Raw genomic sequence first — 19,556 nt, forward strand, 5'->3', positions numbered from 1 at the left:
GTCTGAATTCCTGTCTGAATACCGTTCTGGACCCCGTCCTGAAACCCATTCTGGAACCCATTCTGGAACCCATTCTGAAATCCACGCTGGGTTGCTTCCTCAAACCAGGCTTCGATACGTTCGGCGAGCATGCTGTCAGCCTCCATGAAATCGCTCATAGCGTCAATCTCGGTCGCCATCGCCGAAAGTGTCGGCGTAGCGCCCTTGCGGTGCAAGAGGTGCTTGATCCAGGCAGTAAACGCGTGACGCATCGCTTGCTGCTGTGGATCGCGCAGCAGCGCGTCGAGCGCCTGGATGACACGCCGCAGGTCGTCCGGCGTACGCCCGTGCTCGAGCCGGAAGAGCGCCTCGACCGCGTTGCGCACGCTTGCTGCCGGATGCAGCCGCAGGCGTGCCTCGTCGATCAGATGATAGGCGAAATGCGGCTGATAGTCGCCCAGGCCAGGCGGCGGCGGGGCAAAGAGCTCGCCCACCTGGGTCGGCGCACCCCACACCGGCTGGCCGTTGTAGAGGACGACCGGCAGAATGGGGGGTAGCTTGCCGTCAACCAGTTCGCCCCGCTTGACCAAGTCCTGCGCCAGCAATCCGGCATAAACCAGCATGCGCAGCGCCATCCAGCGGTCGACTTCGGACTGGAACTCGAGCACCAGGTAGACCCACAGCCAGCGATCACTCAGGCGCAGGCGCCAGACCATGTCGTCGTGGCGTTCCTTCTCGTTCTCGGCAACGAAACTCGCATTGATCCGTTCCAGGGTCGAGAAGTCGGCCTCGGCCAGCCATTCGCCGGGCACCCAGTCGCGCAGCAGGTCGCGCACCATCTCGGGGTGCGCAAAGAGGCGCTTGTAGCCGGTATCGTGGGTCATAGGGGAATTGTACGATCAACTCCAGGCCAACACGCGGCGCTTCCTGAAGCAGGCGGTCGGCATGTGGCGCGTTGGCGGCATCTGCACTTGCATTTCACGTTCGCCAAACGACCTGGCGTTGTGCACTCGGCGCGGTGGCCGAAGCGTGTTTGCGTGGACCTCAGCCTACAGACGTTCGCGCAGAATTCCACCGAGTTCGTCGTCGCTGAGCACGACCGGATTCGTCTGCATGCTGCCCGCACGGCTGGCGGCGACGACGCGCGGCAGATCGTCGGATCGGACACCGTAGACCGACAGGCGCGGCAGCGCCAGCTCGTCCTGCCAATGCAGCAGGCAGTCGATCAGGTAGCGGCGGGCGGCCGGACCGGCCAGGCCCTTCTGTCTGGCGAAACGGCGGCCGACCTCGGCGTACTTGCGCAAGGCCGGGTGCTCTGGCGCGCGCGCTTCGAGCGCGGCGATGTTGGCAGCGGTCGTCGCGGCGACCAGCGTACCGCAGACGACGCCATGCGGGATGGGAAAGAACGCACCCAGCGGCGAGGCGAGGCCGTGTACCGCGCCCAGCCCGGTTTGCGCCAGACAGATTCCGGAAAGAAGAGAAGCATGCGCCATCTGTGCGCGCGCTGCGGCGCTTTGCTGGCGGTACAGTTCGCCCAGTGCAGCGCGTGCCGCCATGATTCCGGCGCGCGCCAGCGCGTCGGTGAGCGGGTTGGCGCGCGTCGCGACGAAGGATTCGAGCAACTGGGTAAACGCATCGAGGCCGTTCGCCGCGATCAGTTCCGGCGGGCAGGTGGCGAGCAGCTCAGGATCGACGATGGCCCATTCGGCGACCAGCTTATCGTGGCGAAACGATTTCTTGAAGCTCCCGGTCCGCGTCAGCACGGCGTTCTTCGTCGCTTCCGAGCCGCTTCCGGCGGTCGTTGGAACGGCGATGAAGGGCGTCGCCGGTCCCTGATAGGGGATTTCCGGGCCAACGCCCTCAAGGTGGTCGAGCACCGAATGACCGGTGCGCAGCAAACCGGCGATCGCCTTCGCCGCGTCCAGCGCGCTGCCGCCGCCGATGCCGACGACGACCTCGACCGGCGTGCCGCGCAGGCTGGCGACCGCGCCGTCGACCAACTCGGGCGACGGCTCGCCGGCGACCTGGACTTGCTCGAAAGTCAGGCCGGCGCGTCGCAAATCGGCGAACAGGCGGGCGCCGCTGGCCGATTCGGCAAACGAGCGACGGCCGCTGACGATGAGCAGACGCCGCCCAAACTCGCCAGCGATCGCCGGCAGTTTGTCGAGTACGCCAGCGCCGAACTCGATGCGCGGCAGGCGAGCGAGGGCAAACGGTGCGATCGGCGTCGGCGCGTCGATCAGCGGCAGCGCCGCAGCGGGTGAGGCCGATTGCTCGCCGGCGTCGGCGGCGGGCTGCCCACTCATGCCGGAAAGAGTGCGCGCATCGCTTCGCCGCGGCGAGGCTCGGCCATCATCTCGGCGACCGCGTCGCGCCAGGCGAGATAATGCGGCGTCGCTTTGTGCGCGGCCGCATCGGCGGCCGAGTCATAGGCTTCGTAGAGGATGAAACGCGTCGGATCGTCCGGTGCCTGGAGGACATCGAAGCGGCGATTTCCCGGTTCGCCGATCGACGCCTCGTGGTTGGCACGCGTGGCGGCGACAAAGGCATCGACATTTTCCGGTTTGACGCGCACATGAACGAGTGTGACTTGCATGAGTACCTCGTGTGGAGGGGTTGCTTGACTTCATTCTACAGGGTGGCAGAAGGGGATGGAACAATCCGCCACGCTTGCGACCAAAGCACCCGGCGAGTTATAGTTCGGCCGCGAACGGGAGAGCGTGGTTCAGCCACCGCCGAAGGCGCAATCCACCCGGAAACGCTCAGGCAAACGGACCGTTCGTGCAGACAACTCTGGAGAGTGGCGCGTGCCGGCTGGCGTAGCGCCCACCGATGGGGCAACGCGGCTGCGTCTCTGACAGTCCGGCAATCTCTCAGGTAGATGGACAGGGGGGTGAACTCGCTTCGGGTTCGCCCCTTTGCCGTTTCTTGAATCGACTGCAGGAATTACTCTTAACGGACTGAACAGATGGAGAAAACACCTCTCAATCAGGACCATCGCGCGGGCGGTGCGCGGATGGTCGATTTCGGCGGCTGGGAAATGCCTCTCCACTATGGTTCGCAGATCGAGGAACATCACGCCGTTCGCCGCGACGCCGGGATGTTCGACGTCTCGCACATGTGTGCGGTGGATGTCGCCGGTCGCGATGCGCGCGCCTTTCTCGGCCGCCTGCTGGCGAACAATGTGGATCGCCTGACGGTTCCCGGCAAGGCGCTCTACAGCACGATGCTCAATCCGGACGGCGGGGTGATCGACGACCTGATCGTCTACTTCATCGATGACGAGCGCTTTCGCGTCGTCGTCAATGCGGGAACGGCGGCCAAGGATCTCGCCTGGATGAATGCGCGCCTGGCCGAATGGGCTTTGGCCGTCGACCTCACGCCGCGCCGACAGGGCGCTGGCGCGTTGGCGATGATCGCCGTGCAGGGGCCGCAGGCGCGGCAGCAGGTCTGGCGCGTCCTGCCCGAAGCGCGGGCTGCCAGCGAGGCGCTGAAGCCCTTCTTTGCCGCGGATGCCGGCGACCTGTTCATTGCCCGCACCGGCTATACCGGCGAGGACGGCTACGAGATCACGCTGCCTGCCGAGCGGGCGAGTGCGCTGTGGCAGGCGCTGGCGGCGGCTGGTGTGCACCGCTGCGGCCTCGGGGCGCGCGACACGCTGCGCCTGGAAGCGGGGATGAACTTGTACGGGCAGGACATGGACGAGGGCGTTTCGCCGCTCGACGCCGGCTTGGCGTGGACGGTCGATCTGCTTTCGCCGCGCGACTTCGTCGGCAAGGCGGCGCTGCTCGAACGAGGGCAAGGGCAGCAGTTTCTCGGCCTGGTCCTGCTCGAACGCGGCGTGCTGCGCGCGCATCAGGAGGTGGTCGGCGAACATGGCCGCGGCGAGATCACCAGCGGCAGCTTTGCCCCGACGATGCAGCAGTCGATCGCCTTGGCGCGTCTGCCGCTGCCGACCGCGGTCGGCGAGACGGTCAGCGTGCGCGTGCGCGAAAAACTGCTGGCGGCGCGTGTGGTCAAACCGGCTTTCGTCCGCCACGGGCGCGTGCTCGTCTAGGCCGTCACCGAGCGAACCGGTCGTCCGCCGGCCAATCCATCTGCCGAGTCAACCGAATCATCTGATCTGGAGAACGCAATGAACATTCCTTCCGACCTCAAGTACACGCGCAGTCACGAATGGATACGCCTGGAGAGCGACGGCACGATCACCGTTGGCATCACCGAGCACGCGCAGGAGTTGCTCGGCGATCTGGTTTTCATCGAACTGCCGGAGCTCGGCAAGGAACTGGCAGCGGGGCAGGAGGCGGCGGTCGTCGAGTCGGTGAAGGCGGCGGCCGACGTTTACGCGCCGGTGGCGGGAACCGTCGTCGACGTCAACAGCGCACTGGTCGATGCGCCGGAGGGGGTCAATCAGGACGCTTACGCAGCCTGGCTGTTCATCCTGGCGCCGGCGGCTGCCGCCGAGGTCGACGCCTTGCTCGACGCGGCGGCGTATCAGCAGGTCGTCGACGCTGTCCAGTAGTCCGATCGCCTGCCGGGAGTCGTCATGGAACGTAGCCACCACGCCTTGCCCAGCCTGTTTGCGCTGGAGCAGCGCAGCGAGTTCAGCAAGCGCCATATCGGCCCCAGCGCCGACGAAATCGCAGCCATGCTGACGGCCGTCGACGCCGCCAGTCTCGACGAGCTGATCGCGCAGACGGTGCCGGAATCGATTCGCCTGGACGAACCACTGGCGCTGCCCGAGGCACGTCCGGAGAGCGAAGCGCTGGCCACGCTGCGCACGCTGGCTGGACGCAACCGGCTGCAGCATTCGATGATCGGCATGGGTTACGCCGACACGATCACGCCGCCGGTCATTCAACGCAACGTGCTGGAGAATCCCGGCTGGTATACGGCTTACACGCCGTACCAGGCCGAGCTTGCGCAGGGGCGGCTGGAGGCGCTGCTCAACTTCCAGCAGATGGTGATCGACCTGACCGGGCTGGACCTGGCTAATGCGTCGCTGCTCGACGAGGCGACAGCAGCCGCCGAGGCGATGGCCATGGCACGCCGGATCAGCAAGGTGAAGGCGAATACGTTCTTCGTCGACGCCGACTGCTTTCCGCAAACGATCGACGTGCTGCGCACGCGCGCCGCGTGTTTCGGTTTCGAGCTGCTTTTCGGGGCGCCCGCCGAGGCGGCCGAGCACGAGGTTTTTGGCGCGCTATTCCAGTATCCGAACGACCGCGGCGAGGTCATCGACCTGAGCGCGCCGATCGCTGCAGTGAAGGCGCGCGGGGCGGTGACGGCGGTTGCCGCCGACCTGATGGCGCTCGTCCTGCTGCGTTCGCCGGGCGAGATGGGCGCCGACATCGCGCTTGGTTCGGCGCAGCGCTTTGGCGTTCCGCTCGGCTTCGGCGGACCGCACGCGGCTTTCTTCGCGACGCGCGACGAGTACAAGCGTTCGGTTCCCGGGCGCATCATCGGCGTTTCGGTCGACAGCCGCGGCAAGCGCGCGCTGCGCATGGCGCTGCAGACGCGCGAGCAGCATATCCGGCGCGAGAAGGCGAATTCGAACATCTGCACCTCGCAGGTTCTGCTCGCCAACATGGCCGGCATGTACGCCGTGTATCACGGGCCGCACGGCCTGCGCACGATTGCCGGCCGGATTCACCGGCTGGCAGCAATTCTCGCCGAAGGTGTCCGGCGGGCCGGAATGACGCTGATCAGCGAGTGTTTCTTCGACACGCTGCGGGTTAACCTGGGTAGCCACGCGCTGCCGACCTACCGCGCGGCGCTCGAGGCGGGCTACAACCTGCGCCAGGTGTCGCCTGGGGTGATCGGCATTGCGGTGAATGAGAAAACGACACCGACCGATATTACCCGGCTGATCAAGCTGATCACCGGAATCAACGCCGATCCCTATCGGCTTGACGAGCAGGTGCGGCAAAGCGGCGAGGACGACCTGCCGGCTGCGCTGTTGCGCCGTGACGCGATCCTGACGCACTCGGTGTTCAACTCGCACCACACTGAACACGCGATGCTGCGCTACCTGAAAATGCTGCAAGAAAAGGACCTGGCACTCGACCGCTCGATGATCTCGCTCGGCTCGTGCACGATGAAGCTCAACGCGGCGAGCGAGATGATGCCGGTCACCTGGCGCGAGTTCACCGACATCCATCCCTTCGTCCCGCTCGACCAGGCCGAAGGCTATCTGCAGATGATCGGCGAACTGGAAAACTGGCTGCAGGCGATCACCGGTTTCGACGCCATCTGCATGCAGCCCAATTCGGGTGCACAGGGCGAGTACGCCGGTCTGGTGACGATCACGCGCTACCACGCCAGCCGCGGCGAAGGCCGGCGCAAGGTCTGCCTGATTCCGCGTTCGGCACACGGGACGAACCCGGCGACGGCGCAGATGTGTGGCATGCGCGTCGTCGTCGTCGAGTGCGACGAATGCGGCAATATCGACGTCGACGACCTGGCGGCGAAAGCCGCCAAGCACGCCGACGAGCTTGCCTGCCTGATGCTGACCTATCCCTCGACGCACGGGGTCTTCGAAGAATCGGTCAAGGCGGTCTGCGAACTGGTGCATGCGCACGGCGGCGAGGTGTATATGGATGGCGCCAACCTCAACGCGCAGGTCGGTCTGACCTCACCGGCGTTGATTGGTGCCGACGTCAGCCACATGAATCTGCACAAGACCTTCTGTATTCCGCACGGCGGCGGCGGCCCCGGTATGGGACCGATTGGCGTCAAGGCGCATCTTGCTCCCTTCCTGCCGAACCACCGCGTGCAGCCGGTCAGCGGACCGCACGCCGGGCAGGGCGCGGTTTCCGCAGCGCCATGGGGTTCGCCGGCCATCCTGCCGATTGCCTGGATGTACATCGCGATGATGGGCGGTAGCGGTTTGAAGCGCGCCAGCGAGGTGGCGATTCTCAACGCCAATTACCTCGCCAGCCGCTTGCGCGACGACTATCCGGTGCTCTACGCCGGCAGGCACGGGCGTGTTGCACATGAATGCATCCTCGACGTGCGACCACTCAAGGCGGCGACCGGCGTCAGCGAGATCGACATCGCCAAGCGTCTGATGGACTACGGATTCCACGCGCCGACGGTGAGCTTCCCGGTGCCCGGAACGATGATGGTCGAGCCGACCGAATCGGAATCGAAGGCCGAACTCGATCGTTTCATCGACGCGATGCGCGCCATTCGGGCCGAGATTCGCCTGGTCGAGCAGGGGCACTGGCCGGCCGACGACAATCCGCTGCGGCGCGCACCGCACACGCAGGCCGACCTGGTCGAGGCCGATTGGCAGCGGCCGTACAGTCGCCAGCAAGCCGTCTTTCCGCTACCCTACGTCGCGCGCAACAAGTTCTGGCCGAGCGTCAATCGAGTCGACGACGTTTATGGCGATCGCCACCTGTTCTGCGCCTGCACACCGCTCGACGAGGCCGACGGCCAGTTCGAGATCTAGCTTCGCCGGCGGCGACGGCCGGACGCTGCGCCCAGCGCAGAGCGCGGTCGTGCCGACCGATCGCCGTTCACCGCTTACTGGAGGAACCCAGCATGGCCGCATCGATCTACGAAATCAGCGCCGAGCGCCTCACCGGCGGCAGCCAGTCGCTGGCCGACTACGCCGGCCAGGTCCTGCTCATCGTCAACACCGCCAGCGAATGCGGGTTTACACCGCAATACGCCGGGCTGCAGGCGCTCTACGAGAAATACCGGGAGCGCGGACTGGTCGTTCTCGGCTTTCCGTGCAACCAGTTCGGCGCCCAGGAACCGGGCGAGGCGAGCGAGATCGCCGCCTTTTGCCAGAAGAACTACGGCGTCACTTTCCCGATGTTCGCCAAGGTCGAGGTCAATGGCGAACACGCGCACCCGCTTTTTCGCCACCTGAAGAAGGCCGCTCCCGGCTTGCTCGGCAGCGAAGCGATCAAGTGGAACTTCACCAAATTTCTGGTCGACCGCGCGGGCGCGGTGGTCGAGCGCTACGCGCCGGCGACTACCCCGGAAACGCTGGCGCGCGGGGTGGAAGCGCTGCTTTGAGCGCCGCCGCAGCGCCGATCGGCGGCTTGCCGGCGGCGCGTCCTGCCTGAGGCAAACGCCGCCGACTGGCCGGACCGTCCTACTTCTGCCGCTTCATCATTTCCTGAACGCGCGGGTCCTTCATCATTTCGTTGATGTTCATCCCGCCGACGTTCGGCATCACGACATCGCCCGGCTTTTGGCCGGGTTTGCAGGGACCGAGCCAGCGCGCGTCGATGTTCACCTTTGATTCGCTCAAGCCGTTCAGCGGTGGGTTGAAGCGGGTCAGCATGTCGCCCTTGTAGGCGGAATCGAAAGCGCCGACAAAGACGGCGTCGGTGGTTGCCGTGCTGTTCTGCACCTTGCACACTGAATGCACGCTGACCCTGTTGCCTTGCGGCTTGATCTCGATGACGCTGCAGTTCTGCTTCTGCGCGCTCGCCCGTTGCTGCATCAGGTCGTCGGTCGTCTGGTCGATACACTGCTGCATCGGCCCGGCCGAGGGCATTCCGGCCATCTGCGCATTGACTTCCCAGAGACCCGGTTTGCGCTTCGGCATGTCGGCCGCACTGGCGGCGCCAAGCAGGGTGGCGGCGGCCAGGGTGACGATACAGGCCAGCCGCGGATGACGGCTGGGCAGTCGGCTCGGGCATTTCATCATCGTTCCTCGCAAGTCAGCGTGCGCTCGGGAAAGCCGAGCGGCAATGAACGAATCTTAGACGGGAAACGGGTCGCTGTCCGTGTGATATTTGTCGCTTCCCGGCGCTGCGCCGACGCCAGCAACAGCATACCCGGTCGCGGCTGGTAGAATGCGGCGCATGCAGGTTCTCGGCAAACCGATGCGGACGATCCGGCCGCTGACCGATGAAGGCGCCGTCGAGATCATCGATCAGACGGCGCTGCCGCACGCCTTCCGTCTGCTTCGCCTGTCCAGCCTGGACGACGCGCTGCGCGCGATTGTCGACATGCAGGTGCGCGGGGCGCCGCTGATCGGCGTTACCGCCGCTTACGGGCTGGCAATGGCGCTTGCCGAGCGGGCCGACGACGCGCACCTGGACGCGGCACACGCGGCTTTGGCGGCGACCCGGCCGACCGCGGTCAATCTGCACTGGGCCCTGCGCCGCGTGTACCAGCGCGTGCACGGCCTGGCCCCGGCAGCGCGTGCCGCCGCTGCCTGGCGCGAGGCAGCGGCGATCGCCGAGGAGGACGTCGAGCAGTGCCGCCGGATCGGCGAGCACGGTCTGCGCCTCCTGCGCGCGTGTTGTCCGCCTGCGCGGCGCTGGCGGCTGATGACGCATTGCAACGCCGGCTGGCTGGCGACGGTCGATCATGGCACCGCGCTGGCGCCGATCTACGCCGCTTTTGCCGAAGGAATCGAAGTGCATGTCTGGGTTTCCGAAACGCGCCCGCGCAATCAGGGCCTGCTCACCGCCTGGGAACTCGGCCAGCAGGGGATTGCCCACACGCTGATTGCCGACAACGCGGCGGGTCTGCTGCTTGCGCGCGGCGAAGTCGACGCGGTGATCGTCGGTGCCGACCGGATCGCCGCCAACGGCGACGTGGCGAACAAGATCGGCACCTACCTCAAGGCGCTGGCCGCGGCGGCGGCGCAAGTGCCTTTCTACGTTGCTGCGCCACGTTCGACGATCGACTTTTCCTGCCCGGACGGCGCAGCGATTCCGCTGGAAGAACGCTCGGGCGACGAGCTGCGCTGGCTGCACGGTCGCACGGGCGCTGACGCGGTCGGCTGCCTGCGCCAGATCGACGCGTCGGTGCCGGTCGCCAATCCGGCTTTCGACGTAACGCCGGCCGCCTGCGTCAGCACCTTGATCAGCGAGCGTGGCTGCTGCCCGGCAACGCGCGCCGGCCTGCTGACGCTTTATCCGGAGGAAGCGCATGTCTGAGCTACGCCAGCAATTGATCGAGGCGGCCGTGCGCATGGCCGCCAGCGGCTTGAATCGCGGTTGCGCGGGCAACCTCAGCGTGCGCACGCGCGCCGACGGGCCGGAGGGCGAGGCGGGCTTCCTGATCACGCCGACCGGCATGCGCTACGATCGGCTGCAGGCCGACGACCTGGTCCTGATCTCCTTTGCCGGCGGTTCGCTGGGCAGGCGCAGGCCGTCGTCCGAGTGGCGCTTTCACCACGACCTCTACCAGGCGCGGCCGGAAGCGGGCGCGATCCTGCACGCGCACTCGCCGTTCGCGACCAGCCTGGCCTGCCTGCGGCGCGACATTCCGCCTTTCCACTACATGATCGCGCGCTTCGGCGGCGACAGCGTGCGTTGCGCGCGTTACGCGACCTTCGGCACGCAAGCGCTGTCCGACGCCATCGTGCCGGCGATCGCCGGGCGGCGCGCGTGCCTGCTCGCCAACCACGGCATGCTGGTCCTCGCCGACGACCTGGAACAGTCGATCGACCTCGGCGGCGAACTGGAAGCGCTCTGCGAGCAATATTGGCGCGCCTGCCAGATCGGCCCGCCCGTGCTCCTCGATGCCGACGAGATGGCGCTGGTCAGTGCCCGTTTCGCCACCTACGGTCAGCCGGCGTTCGCCTCAGAGCAGCATGCCCGCGACGAGACGGGTAGCGGCTATGCGCGTCAGTGAAATCCGCCTGCCGCTTGACCACCCGCCGGAGGCGCTGCGTGCCGCAGTAGCCACGCGCCTCGCGCTTGCGCCGAGCGAGATCCTCGATCTGAGCGTCTTCCGGCGCAGTCACGACGCGCGCCGCGGGCGTCCGCCGACCCTGATCTACACGCTCGACGTGCGGCTGGCCGACGAAGCCGCGCTGTGGCAAGGCCGCAGCGATGACCCGCACCTGCGGCCGACGCCGGACATGCGCTACCGCTTCGTCGGGCACGCGCCGGCACGCCTGCGCAGCCGGCCGGTGATCGTCGGTTTCGGCCCGGCCGGGATTTTTGCCGCGCTGATTCTCGCCCAGAGCGGTTTCTGCCCGCTCGTCCTCGAACGCGGCAAGGCAGTGCGCGAGCGTACGCAGGATACCTGGCGGCTATGGCGCAACAACGTGCTCGACGCGGAATCGAACGTGCAGTTCGGCGAGGGGGGCGCCGGCACCTTTTCCGACGGCAAGTTGTACAGCCAGATCAAGGACCCCCGGCACTACGCGCGCAAGGTGCTCGGCGAGTTCGTCAAGGCCGGCGCGCCGCCCGAAATCCTCTACCTCGGCAAGCCGCACATCGGCACGTTTCGTCTGGTCGGCATGGTCGAGCGCATGCGCCACGAGATCGAGCGCCTGGGCGGCGAGGTGCGCTTTCAGCAACGCGTCAGCGGCCTGCACATCGAAGGCGGGTGCGTGCGCGGTGTGCGGCTGGCGTCCGGCGAGGAAATTGCCGCCGAGCACGTCGTCCTGGCGCTCGGCCACAGCGCGCGCGACACCTTTGCAATGCTGGCACGCAGCGGCGTGTTCATCGAAGCCAAGCCTTTTGCCATCGGGCTGCGCATCGAGCATCCGCAGTCGTTGATCGACCGCGCGCGCTTCGGGGCGTACGCCGGGCATCCGCTGCTCGGTGCAGCCGACTACAAGCTGGTTCACCACTGCAGCAATGGGCGGACCGTCTTCAGTTTCTGCATGTGTCCGGGCGGTACGGTGGTCGCAGCGACTTCCGAGGCCAACTGCGTCGTAACAAACGGCATGAGCCAGTACTCGCGCAACGAACGCAACGCCAATGCCGGGCTGGTCGTCGGCATTACGCCGGCCGATTTCCCCGGCGGTCCGCTGGCCGGGATCGCGCTGCAGAGGCAGCTCGAAAGGCAAGCCTTCGAACTCGGCGGCGGCACCTACGCTGCGCCCGGCCAGTTGCTCGGCGATTTTCTGGCCGATCGCGCGTCGACCGCGCTCGGCGCGGTCGTTCCGTCGTATCGGCCGGGCGTGCTCCTGGGCAGTCTGGCAAGCGCGCTGCCGCCCTACGCGATTGCTGCTCTGCGCGAGGCGCTGCCCGCTTTCGACCGGCAGATTCCCGGTTTTGCGCTGCCCGATGCGCTGCTCACCGGCGTTGAAACGCGGACCTCGTCACCGGTGCGCATCACGCGCGGTGCCGACTGCCAGAGTCTCAACCTGAAAGGGCTGTATCCGGCCGGGGAGGGCGCCGGTTACGCCGGCGGCATTCTGTCGGCGGCGATCGACGGCATCGAGGTGGCCGAGGCGGTGACGCGCGCCTTGCTCGCCTGAGCGCTGGCCTTGCTGGTACCAGCGACGACGCGGGCGGCGTCAGGCGAAGCGGCGCTTGGTCTGTTCGCGCCTCTCCTGCGCTTCCAGGCAGAGCGCCGCCGTCGGACGGGCGAGCAGGCGGGCGAGGCCGATCGCTTCGCCGGTTTCCTCGCACCAGCCGTAGCTGCCGTCGTCGATGCGGCGCAGCGCTTCGCGGATCTTCTGCAGCAGCTTTCTTTCCCGGTCGCGCACACGCAGTTCGAGCGTGTGTTCTTCTTCGGTGCTTGCCCGATCGCTCCAGTCCGAACTCGTTTCGGCCTGCTGCAGATGGCCGGCGGTTTCCTTGACCGCAGCGAGCAGCGCTTGCTCCTCACCGAGTAGACGGCGGCGAAAGAAGGCGAGCTGCCGGGCAGACATGTAGTCCTCGGACGGCGCAGCAAGCAGCGAGGCTTCGGTTTCCAGGTCAACTGACGGCATGGGATCGGTCATTTTTTTTCTCCTTGACGCTTGCTCGGCTGGCGCGCGGCCGGCCGTCCTGGGTGGACCTTGAGCACCGCTTGCCCCGGCGTTGCCGGCGACCGCTGCCTGGGGCCTTTGCTCGGCCACTGCCGGCAAGGCCAGCGGGTTCGCTCGCCTCCAGCTTGCTGCCAGCGGCGAATGGTATAGCATTGTCGGGCTGCGGCAAAGCCGCCGCCGCGGATGGCCAGACGCGGCGGGTATTGACCCGCGCTGCGCTCGTGCGGCCAGGGACGGCGAAAGGCGGTCGCGCTTGATCCGAGGAGGAACGGGGAATGGTGTCAGCGACAGGGCAGGGGCGACGATTCGACGATCACACTGCGTGGGCCGTCTTCCGGATTTTCCTGCGTCTGGGGCTGACTTCGTTTGGCGGACCGGTTGCTCATCTGGGCTACTTTCGCAGCGAGTTCGTCGACCGCCGCGCCTGGCTCAGCGAGCGCGCGTACGCCGACATCGTTGCCTTGTGCCAGTTTCTTCCCGGTCCGGCGAGCAGCCAGGTGGGCATCGCGCTCGGCCTGTCGCGCGCCGGTTATGCTGGTGCGCTGGCTGCCTGGGCCGGGTTTACGCTGCCTTCGGCGCTGCTGCTGATTGCTTTTGCTCTCGGTCTGACCCGTTTCGGCGATGGCGTTCCGGCTGGCGTCCTGCACGGCTGCAAGGTCGTCGCCGTTGCCGTCGTTGCGCAGGCGGTGTGGGGAATGGGCCGCAGCCTGTGCACCGATGCAGCGCGCGTTACGCTGATGGCGCTGGCCGCGTGTACCTTGCTGCTCTGGCCGAGTACCTGGGGGCAGGTCGGTGTGATTGGCGTGGCGGCTGTCGCTGGCGCGCTGCTCTTCGCAGGTTCGAGTGGCGCTGCGCCCGAGCCCTTGCCGGTCGGCATCGGGCGCCGCAGCGGCGCCGTCTGGCTGGCGCTGTTCGTCGTGCTGCTGTTCGCTCTGCCGCTGCTCGCGCAATCGTTTCCGAACGCCACGCTGGCGCGCGTCGACGCATTCTATCGTGCCGGCTCGCTCGTCTTCGGCGGCGGGCACGTCGTTCTGCCGCTGCTGCGCGCCGAGGTCGTTCCCAGCGGCTGGCTGGCCGACGATGCCTTTCTGGCCGGCTATGGTGCGGCGCAGGCGGTTCCCGGTCCGCTGTTCACCTTTGCCGCGTTTCTCGGCGCTGCCATGCGCGAGCCGCCGAATGGTTGGCTGGGCGGCGTCGTCTGCCTGCTCGCCATCTTCCTGCCAGCCTTCCTGCTGGTCGTCGGCGCGCTGCCGTTCTGGGCGCAGATCAGGCGCAGCGCGCGCGCGCAGGCTGCGCTGGCCGGGGTCAACGCGGCCGTCGTCGGGCTCCTGCTCGCCGCGCTCTATCATCCGGTGTGGACGAGTGCCATCCGGCAACCGGCCGATTTCGCTCTGGCGCTGAGCGCGCTGGTCGCGCTCGTCTTCTGGCGCGTGCCGCCCTGGCTGGTGGTCGCCGGCAGCGCGCTGGCCGGCTGCCTGCTCGAACTCGTCGTCTGATTCGCGCGCAGCCAGTGGCCGTCAGGTGGGGCGGGCAGGGGTCGCTGCGCGCTAGTCGCTGGCGTCAGATTTCGTAGGCGGGCTGGTCGGCGGCGGCGGCCGGCAGCGCGAGCAGGGCGATCAGCGCTTCGAGATCGAGCGCCTGGGCGTCGATGACGACCTGCTCCGGATCGTCCGCCAGTCCGGTCGGTGGCTCGTCGCTTGGGCAGATGCAGATCAGCCCGGCGGCCTTGACCTGGCGCGCCGTGCTTGCCGCTTGCGCTGGCGATGCTTCTTCATCGAGTACGAGACAGGTGTAGCCGCGGTCGAACAGCCGGCGTTCGAGCTGGCGCGCCGCCGGCTGACGGTCTTCGCCGGTCAGCCAGACGATCAGCGCGTGTTGACCGAAACGCACCGCGCGTTCCGCCGGCGTTACCGGATGCCATTGTTCCTGGCGCGTTGCCGCGCGCACGATCATTCCAGCGGCCACCGTTGCGTGCGTCAGGCGGTCGATCAGGATGAACGAACCGGTCGCCTTCACGCGCGCGTAGGGGTCGAAGGCAATCGGCGCGCTCAGCGCCAGTTCGCACAAGCCGATCTCGTTCAGATTCAACTGTTCAGCCGCGTGCGTTGCGAGCGTGTTGATGTCGATGCGATGGACGATGCGGGCGACGGCGCCAGCCACCGTGCGCGTTGCCAACTTGAGCAGATACTGCCGACCGGGAATCAGCGGCGCGTCGTTCATCCAGACGAGATGCGCGGTGAAACGCGAGTCGAGCGTCGGCTCCTCGCCCGGTCGAACGAGCAGGTCGCCGCGGCTGACGTCGATTTCGTCCTCCAGCGTGACGGTGATCGCCTGTGGCGGGAAGGCCTCGGCCAGCTCGCCATCGTAGGTGACGATCGCCTTGACGCGGCTGCGGCGGCGCGAGGGCAGGGCGAGCACCGCGTCGCCCTTCTTCAGGACGCCGGCAGCCAGCGTTCCGCTGAAACCGCGGAAGTCGAGATTCGGCCGATTGACCCACTGCACCGGGAAGCGCAGGTCGGCGAGATTCCGGTCGGCGGCAATCTCGATCGTGTTCAGCACGTCCATCAGCGGCTCGCCGGAAAACCACGGCGTCTTTTCGCTGCGCCGGACGACGTTATCCCCGTGCAGCGCCGAGATCGGGATGAAACGCAGGTCGGTGAAGCCGAGTCCGCCGGCGAATTCGAGGTACTCGTCGTGGATCCGAGTAAAAACCGTCTGCTCGAAGTCGAGCAGGTCCATCTTGTTGATCGCCACGATGACGTTGCGGATGCCGAGCAGCGAAACGATGAAGCTGTGCCGCCGGGTTTGCGTCTGCACGCCGTAGCGCGCGTCGACCAGAATGATCGCCAGGTCGCAGGTCGAGGCGCCGGTTGCCATGTTGCGCGTGTACTGCTCGTGACCAGGCGTGTCGGCGATGATGAACTTGCGCTGCGCGGTGGAAAAGTAGCGGTAGGCGACATCGATGGTGATTCCCTGCTCGCGCTCGGCCTGCAGCCCGTCGACGAGCAAGGCGAGGTCGAGGTCGCCGCCGGTCGTCCCCGACTTCAGGCTGTCGCGCTGGATGGCGGCAAGCTGATCTTCGTAGATCATCTTCGAATCGTGCAGCAGGCGCCCGATCAGCGTGCTCTTGCCGTCGTCGACGCTGCCGCATGTCAGGAAGCGAAGCAGTTGCTTGCGCTCGTGTTGCGCCAGATAGGCGTGGATGTCGGTGCTGATCAGTTCGGACTGGTGGGACATTTTGGGCAACCTCGGGACGGGCGAGCGGCGCGCACCCGGATGGGCGGCGCGCCAGGTCAGGCGGTCAGGAAATCAGAAATAGCCTTCCTTCTTCTTCTCTTCCATCGAACCCGCCTGGTCGTGGTCGATCACCCGGCCCTGACGCTCGGAAGTTCGCGTCAGCAGCATTTCCTGGATGATCTCGGGCAGCGTGTTTGCTGTCGATTCGACGGCGCCGGTCAGCGGGTAGCAGCCGAGCGTCCGGAAGCGGACCATCTTCATCATCGGCTGCTCGCCCGGGCGCAGCTCGAAGCGCTCGTCGTCCACCATGATCAGCACGCCGTCGCGCTCGACCACCGGCCGCCGGGCGGCGAAGTAGAGCGGTACGATCGGGATGTTTTCCAGATGGATGTACTGCCAGACGTCGAGTTCGGTCCAGTTCGAAAGCGGAAAGACGCGGATGCTTTCGCCCGGGTTGATCTTGCCGTTGTAGAGGTTCCACAACTCGGGGCGCTGGTTCTTCGGGTCCCAGCGGTGGTGCGCGTCGCGAAACGAATACACACGCTCTTTCGCGCGCGACTTTTCCTCATCGCGCCGTGCACCGCCGAAAGCCGCGTCGAAGCGGTACTTGTCGAGCGCCTGCTTGAGCGCTTCCGTCTTCATGATGTCGGTGTGCTTCTTGCTGCCGTGGCGCAAGGGGCTGATTCCCTGGCGAACACCGTCTTCGTTGATGTGTACGATCAGTTCCAGGCCGAGCGAGCGCACGTGCCGGTCACGGAACTCGATCATTTCGCGGAACTTCCACGTCGTGTCCACGTGCATCAGCGGAAACGGCGGTTTACCCGGATGGAAGGCCTTGAGCGCGAGGTGCAGCATCACCGCCGAGTCCTTGCCGATCGAATAAAGCATCGTCGGCCGCTCGAATTCGGCGGCAACTTCGCGAATGATGTGGATGCTTTCGGCTTCGAGGGCCTTCAGGTGGGTCAGTTTTCGGTCGTTCATGAGGCCGGCAGGCGAACGGGGGAGGGGGTGCACTTATACCAGAAATCTCCCGCTGCGCCGACTGCGCGCCGGCGTCGTTCAGAAGCGGCAGTGCGTTTCGCTCAGATTGGCGGCTTCTTCGACACTGCGCGCGGTGATCTCGGCGACGCGGCGGGCGTACGCCCCGCAACGTTCGATCAGCGGCCGAGTCAGGTCGACACTGAGCGACACGACGCGCTCGAAATCCTGCGCTGTCGCCAGTGATTCGTTGTAGAGAAAAGCGTCGCCAAGCAGCGCGCGTGCAGTATGCAGGTGCAGGCTGAGAATGCGCTCGCTGGCGTCGAGTGCAGCGCTGGTCAGGGCGGCCAGTGCGTCTATGCTCGCTTCGCTGGCGGCGATGATTTTTTCGTCGGCACGGCTCATGGCGCGCTCCCGCAAATGTGGTTGGACAAACTGGACAGGCCGGACGACCTGGCAAAGCTGGAAACGAGTGGGACAGGCGGGGACGTGTGGCAAAGGCCGGGCAGGTGGTTGGCCTTGCCGAAAACCATCAGCCCACGATCGACTGCCGCGCCGCGCCGCGCCGCGCCGCCCGAACGCATGGGCGAGAATAAGCCAATTCTCCTTCCCAGCAAACGAATTCTTCACGTTTCCGGTTGACAACACAGCTGCCCGGAGGCGGACAGGCACGTTGCTGTCGCCCACGGCGGTGTGCGCCTTGCGTTCGGTCGAAGGGATCAGCCGATGGCCAATGCGCCGAAGCTGAACGCTGCCAGTGGAGTGGAGGCCGCCTTCTGTGAGAATATAACGCGCTTCTTGACGCGCTTCTGCGTCGCCGGCGCGTCGCCCCGCCTTCCTCCGCGAGATAACCACCATGAAACCAAGGCTCTCCGGCCAGATCGATCTTTCCCGGCTGCGCGATCCGGCGGCGGCGCAGGACTTGCTTGCCTCGCTCGTTCTGCACGGATCGTCAACCGCGCGCAATGCCAGCGCCGCGTGCGTCGCCGTCGGCACGCCGCGCCGGCGCAGCGACGATGCGCTCGCCCAAGGTTCGGTGGCCGATGCGGCGAGCGTCGTTCTCGCCGCCTGGCAGGCGAGTGGCCCCGAACTGTGTTCCGCCCTGGTCGGTAACTATGCTTTTGCCGTGGTCGATGTGGTGCGCGCGTGCGTTTTTCTGGCGGTCGATCGTTTCGCCAGCGAAACCTTGTGCTATCGCCTCGACGAGCAGACGCTCGCCTTTGCCGACCGCGCCGACTGCGTCGACCGGCGTGGCAACGAACTCGATCCGCAGGCGATCTTCGATTTTCTGTACTTTCACATGATTCCGGCGCCGCGCACGGTATTCCAGGGCGTACGCCGCTTGCCAGCGGCGCACGCGCTGCTCGTCGACCGGCAGGGCGCGCGCGAAGTGCGTCACTGGCCGTTGCGCTTTGACGAAGAGAGGGGGATGTCCTTCGCCAGCGCGCGCGAAACGTTTCTTCGCCTGCTGCGCGAGAGCGTGGCCAGCGAACTCGTCGGCCAGACGCAGGTGGGCGCTTTCCTCTCGGGTGGGACCGACAGTTCGACGGTCGTCGGACTGCTCGGCGAGCTCAGCGGCAAGCCGCCGCTCGCCTATTCGATCGGCTTCGCCGCCGAGGGCTACGACGAAATGGAGTACGCCCGCATCGCAGCCAAGCATTTCGGCTGCCAGCATCGGGCCTACTACGTAACTCCGGAAGACCTGGTGGCAGACATTCCGGCTGTCGCGCAACATCACGACCAGCCGTTCGGTAACTCGTCGGCGCTGCCGGCGTATATCTGCGCCCGTCTGGCGCGCGCTGACGGCTGCAGCAAGATGCTCGCCGGCGACGGCGGCGACGAACTCTTCGGCGGCAATTCGCGCTATGCGATGCAGCGCTTCCTGGAGTTCTATCACCGACTGCCGGGCGGCATGCGGCGGCTGATCGAGCCTTTATGCGCCGACGACAGTCCGTTGCGCCGCATTCCCGGACTGCGCCAGGCGACCGGCTACGTTCGCCATTCGCGCGTGCCGATGCCCGATCGCATGCAGAGTTTCAATCTGTTGATGCAGCTCGACCCGGCGAACATCCTGACGAGCGGCTTTCTCGCCCGCGTCGAAGCGGGCGAACCGCCCCGACATACGCGCGCGACCTGGAGCGAATGTGCGACGCCCAGTCTGATCAACCGCATGCTGGCGTACGACTGGCGCTATACGCTGGCCGACAGCGACCTGCCGAAAGTCCGTGGCGCGACGCAGATGGCGGGGATTGCTGTCGGCTACCCGCTGCTCGCCGATCGCGTCACCGATTTCTCGCTTGCGCTGCCCGCCAACTGGAAGGTCCGCGGATTCAAACTGCGCTGGTTCTTCAAGGAAGCGCTGCGCGGTTTCCTGCCTGACGAGATCATCACCAAGCAGAAAAAGGGCTTCGGCCTGCCTTTCGGCGTCTGGGCGACGCAGACGCCCGCCTTGCGGCAACTGTGCGAAGAGTCGCTGAGCGCTCTGGCGCAACGCGACATCGTGCGCGGCGACTTCGTTCGCCGCCTGTTCGCCGAATACCTGCCGGAACATCCGGGCTACTACGGCGAGATGGTCTGGATCCTGACGATGCTCGAACAGTGGCTGCGCCGGCTGGAAACCGACAGCGGCGGCTTCCGGCTGGCGGCGAGCGGCGCCGAGCTGGGTCGCTAG

17 protein-coding genes and 2 riboswitches are annotated in these 19,556 nt (G+C 66.5%); of the genes, 9 read left to right on the forward strand and 8 right to left on the reverse strand.

Annotated features, from left to right (window positions below; all coding sequences use genetic code 11):
• The 3 genes from RKP46_RS14245 to RKP46_RS14255 all read right to left on the reverse strand — a co-directional run.
• A partial coding sequence (locus RKP46_RS14245) for an Rpn family recombination-promoting nuclease/putative transposase (RefSeq protein ID WP_311107245.1) occupies positions 1 to 863 on the reverse strand: 863 nt, incomplete at its 3' end.
• Between the two features lie 165 nt (positions 864 to 1,028).
• Positions 1,029 to 2,285 carry an iron-containing alcohol dehydrogenase gene (locus tag RKP46_RS14250; protein ID WP_311107246.1) on the reverse strand — a complete coding sequence of 419 codons (1,257 nt, stop codon included), beginning with the start codon at positions 2,283 to 2,285 and terminating at the stop codon, positions 1,029 to 1,031.
• Positions 2,282 to 2,575 carry an antibiotic biosynthesis monooxygenase gene (locus RKP46_RS14255; RefSeq protein ID WP_311107247.1) on the reverse strand — a complete coding sequence of 98 codons (294 nt, stop codon included), beginning with the start codon at positions 2,573 to 2,575 and terminating at the stop codon, positions 2,282 to 2,284. Before RKP46_RS14255 ends, RKP46_RS14250 begins: the two co-directional genes overlap by 4 nt.
• A 105-nt stretch (positions 2,576 to 2,680) precedes the next feature.
• A riboswitch (glycine riboswitch) is annotated at positions 2,681 to 2,767 on the forward strand.
• A riboswitch (glycine riboswitch) is annotated at positions 2,768 to 2,877 on the forward strand.
• A 70-nt stretch (positions 2,878 to 2,947) separates the two neighbouring features.
• On the opposite strand from RKP46_RS14255, the gene gcvT reads away from it, so the two are divergent.
• The 4 genes from gcvT to RKP46_RS14275 all read left to right on the forward strand — a co-directional run bounded on the left by gcvT (position 2,948) and on the right by RKP46_RS14275 (position 8,010).
• On the forward strand, positions 2,948 to 4,036 hold the full coding sequence (gcvT, locus tag RKP46_RS14260) for a glycine cleavage system aminomethyltransferase GcvT (protein WP_311107248.1): 1,089 nt from the start codon (positions 2,948 to 2,950) through the stop codon (positions 4,034 to 4,036).
• 78 nt (positions 4,037 to 4,114) lie between these two features.
• The gene (gene gcvH / locus RKP46_RS14265) at positions 4,115 to 4,501 is read left to right on the forward strand and encodes a glycine cleavage system protein GcvH (protein WP_311107249.1); all 387 of its coding nucleotides are present in this window, start codon (positions 4,115 to 4,117) and stop codon (positions 4,499 to 4,501) included.
• 24 nt (positions 4,502 to 4,525) lie between these two features.
• Positions 4,526 to 7,435, forward strand: a complete 2,910-nt coding sequence (gene gcvP / locus RKP46_RS14270) for an aminomethyl-transferring glycine dehydrogenase (protein WP_311107250.1) — start codon at positions 4,526 to 4,528, stop codon at positions 7,433 to 7,435.
• A 92-nt stretch (positions 7,436 to 7,527) separates the two neighbouring features.
• Positions 7,528 to 8,010 (forward strand): glutathione peroxidase, encoded by a 483-nt coding sequence (locus RKP46_RS14275; protein ID WP_311097770.1) that lies wholly within the window; start codon positions 7,528 to 7,530, stop codon positions 8,008 to 8,010.
• Between the two features lie 79 nt (positions 8,011 to 8,089).
• Here RKP46_RS14275 and RKP46_RS14280 read toward each other — a convergent pair whose 3' ends face one another.
• Positions 8,090 to 8,650, reverse strand: a complete 561-nt coding sequence (locus RKP46_RS14280; RefSeq protein WP_311107251.1) for a DUF3617 family protein — start codon at positions 8,648 to 8,650, stop codon at positions 8,090 to 8,092.
• Between the two features lie 157 nt (positions 8,651 to 8,807).
• Here RKP46_RS14280 and mtnA point away from each other — a divergent pair, with 157 nt between their 5' ends.
• The 3 genes from mtnA to RKP46_RS14295 are packed head-to-tail and all read left to right on the forward strand — an operon-like array spanning position 8,808 to position 12,175.
• Positions 8,808 to 9,893 carry an S-methyl-5-thioribose-1-phosphate isomerase gene (mtnA, locus tag RKP46_RS14285; RefSeq protein WP_311107258.1) on the forward strand — a complete coding sequence of 362 codons (1,086 nt, stop codon included), beginning with the start codon at positions 8,808 to 8,810 and terminating at the stop codon, positions 9,891 to 9,893.
• A complete protein-coding gene (locus tag RKP46_RS14290; RefSeq protein ID WP_311107252.1) occupies positions 9,886 to 10,593 on the forward strand; it encodes a class II aldolase/adducin family protein in 708 nt (235 codons plus the stop codon). Before mtnA ends, RKP46_RS14290 begins: the two co-directional genes overlap by 8 nt.
• Positions 10,580 to 12,175, forward strand: coding sequence for an NAD(P)/FAD-dependent oxidoreductase (locus RKP46_RS14295; RefSeq protein ID WP_311107253.1), 1,596 nt, complete (start codon positions 10,580 to 10,582; stop codon positions 12,173 to 12,175). Before RKP46_RS14290 ends, RKP46_RS14295 begins: the two co-directional genes overlap by 14 nt.
• 39 nt (positions 12,176 to 12,214) lie before the next feature.
• On the opposite strand, the gene dksA is transcribed toward RKP46_RS14295, so the two are convergent.
• Positions 12,215 to 12,643: an RNA polymerase-binding protein DksA gene (gene dksA, locus RKP46_RS14300; RefSeq protein ID WP_311097774.1), complete on the reverse strand. Its 429-nt coding sequence runs from the start codon at positions 12,641 to 12,643 to the stop codon at positions 12,215 to 12,217.
• A 302-nt stretch (positions 12,644 to 12,945) separates the two neighbouring features.
• Between dksA and chrA the strand changes: the two genes are divergently transcribed.
• Positions 12,946 to 14,166: a chromate efflux transporter gene (chrA, locus tag RKP46_RS14305; protein ID WP_311107254.1), complete on the forward strand. Its 1,221-nt coding sequence runs from the start codon at positions 12,946 to 12,948 to the stop codon at positions 14,164 to 14,166.
• A gap of 64 nt (positions 14,167 to 14,230) precedes the next feature.
• On the opposite strand, the gene cysN is transcribed toward chrA, so the two are convergent.
• From cysN to RKP46_RS14320, 3 genes are all read right to left on the reverse strand, one after another.
• The gene (gene cysN / locus RKP46_RS14310) at positions 14,231 to 15,907 is read right to left on the reverse strand and encodes a sulfate adenylyltransferase subunit CysN (protein ID WP_311107255.1); all 1,677 of its coding nucleotides are present in this window, start codon (positions 15,905 to 15,907) and stop codon (positions 14,231 to 14,233) included.
• Between the two features lie 72 nt (positions 15,908 to 15,979).
• Positions 15,980 to 16,888 carry a sulfate adenylyltransferase subunit CysD gene (gene cysD / locus RKP46_RS14315; RefSeq protein WP_311107256.1) on the reverse strand — a complete coding sequence of 303 codons (909 nt, stop codon included), beginning with the start codon at positions 16,886 to 16,888 and terminating at the stop codon, positions 15,980 to 15,982.
• Between the two features lie 78 nt (positions 16,889 to 16,966).
• On the reverse strand, positions 16,967 to 17,290 hold the full coding sequence (locus RKP46_RS14320; protein WP_311097781.1) for a phasin family protein: 324 nt from the start codon (positions 17,288 to 17,290) through the stop codon (positions 16,967 to 16,969).
• A 451-nt stretch (positions 17,291 to 17,741) separates the two neighbouring features.
• On the opposite strand from RKP46_RS14320, the gene RKP46_RS14325 reads away from it, so the two are divergent.
• Positions 17,742 to 19,556, forward strand: a complete 1,815-nt coding sequence (locus tag RKP46_RS14325) for an asparagine synthase-related protein (protein ID WP_311107257.1) — start codon at positions 17,742 to 17,744, stop codon at positions 19,554 to 19,556.

It is taken from the genome of Accumulibacter sp., from assembly GCF_031732815.1.
Taxonomy (GTDB): domain Bacteria; phylum Pseudomonadota; class Gammaproteobacteria; order Burkholderiales; family Rhodocyclaceae; genus Accumulibacter.

What these genes read in the sequence shown, in the direction of transcription:
- RKP46_RS14250 (WP_311107246.1), bottom strand. Translation starts at nt 2,285, where the DNA reads ATGAGTGGGCAGCCCGCCGCCGACGCCGGCGAGCAATCGGCCTCACCC.
- RKP46_RS14255 (WP_311107247.1), bottom strand. Translation starts at nt 2,575, where the DNA reads ATGCAAGTCACACTCGTTCATGTGCGCGTCAAACCGGAAAATGTCGAT.
- gcvT (WP_311107248.1), top strand. Translation starts at nt 2,948, where the DNA reads ATGGAGAAAACACCTCTCAATCAGGACCATCGCGCGGGCGGTGCGCGG.
- gcvH (WP_311107249.1), top strand. Translation starts at nt 4,115, where the DNA reads ATGAACATTCCTTCCGACCTCAAGTACACGCGCAGTCACGAATGGATA.
- gcvP (WP_311107250.1), top strand. Translation starts at nt 4,526, where the DNA reads ATGGAACGTAGCCACCACGCCTTGCCCAGCCTGTTTGCGCTGGAGCAG.
- RKP46_RS14275 (WP_311097770.1), top strand. Translation starts at nt 7,528, where the DNA reads ATGGCCGCATCGATCTACGAAATCAGCGCCGAGCGCCTCACCGGCGGC.
- RKP46_RS14280 (WP_311107251.1), bottom strand. Translation starts at nt 8,650, where the DNA reads ATGATGAAATGCCCGAGCCGACTGCCCAGCCGTCATCCGCGGCTGGCC.
- mtnA (WP_311107258.1), top strand. Translation starts at nt 8,808, where the DNA reads ATGCAGGTTCTCGGCAAACCGATGCGGACGATCCGGCCGCTGACCGAT.
- RKP46_RS14290 (WP_311107252.1), top strand. Translation starts at nt 9,886, where the DNA reads ATGTCTGAGCTACGCCAGCAATTGATCGAGGCGGCCGTGCGCATGGCC.
- RKP46_RS14295 (WP_311107253.1), top strand. Translation starts at nt 10,580, where the DNA reads ATGCGCGTCAGTGAAATCCGCCTGCCGCTTGACCACCCGCCGGAGGCG.
- dksA (WP_311097774.1), bottom strand. Translation starts at nt 12,643, where the DNA reads ATGACCGATCCCATGCCGTCAGTTGACCTGGAAACCGAAGCCTCGCTG.
- chrA (WP_311107254.1), top strand. Translation starts at nt 12,946, where the DNA reads ATGGTGTCAGCGACAGGGCAGGGGCGACGATTCGACGATCACACTGCG.
- cysN (WP_311107255.1), bottom strand. Translation starts at nt 15,907, where the DNA reads ATGTCCCACCAGTCCGAACTGATCAGCACCGACATCCACGCCTATCTG.
- cysD (WP_311107256.1), bottom strand. Translation starts at nt 16,888, where the DNA reads ATGAACGACCGAAAACTGACCCACCTGAAGGCCCTCGAAGCCGAAAGC.
- RKP46_RS14320 (WP_311097781.1), bottom strand. Translation starts at nt 17,290, where the DNA reads ATGAGCCGTGCCGACGAAAAAATCATCGCCGCCAGCGAAGCGAGCATA.
- RKP46_RS14325 (WP_311107257.1), top strand. Translation starts at nt 17,742, where the DNA reads ATGAAACCAAGGCTCTCCGGCCAGATCGATCTTTCCCGGCTGCGCGAT.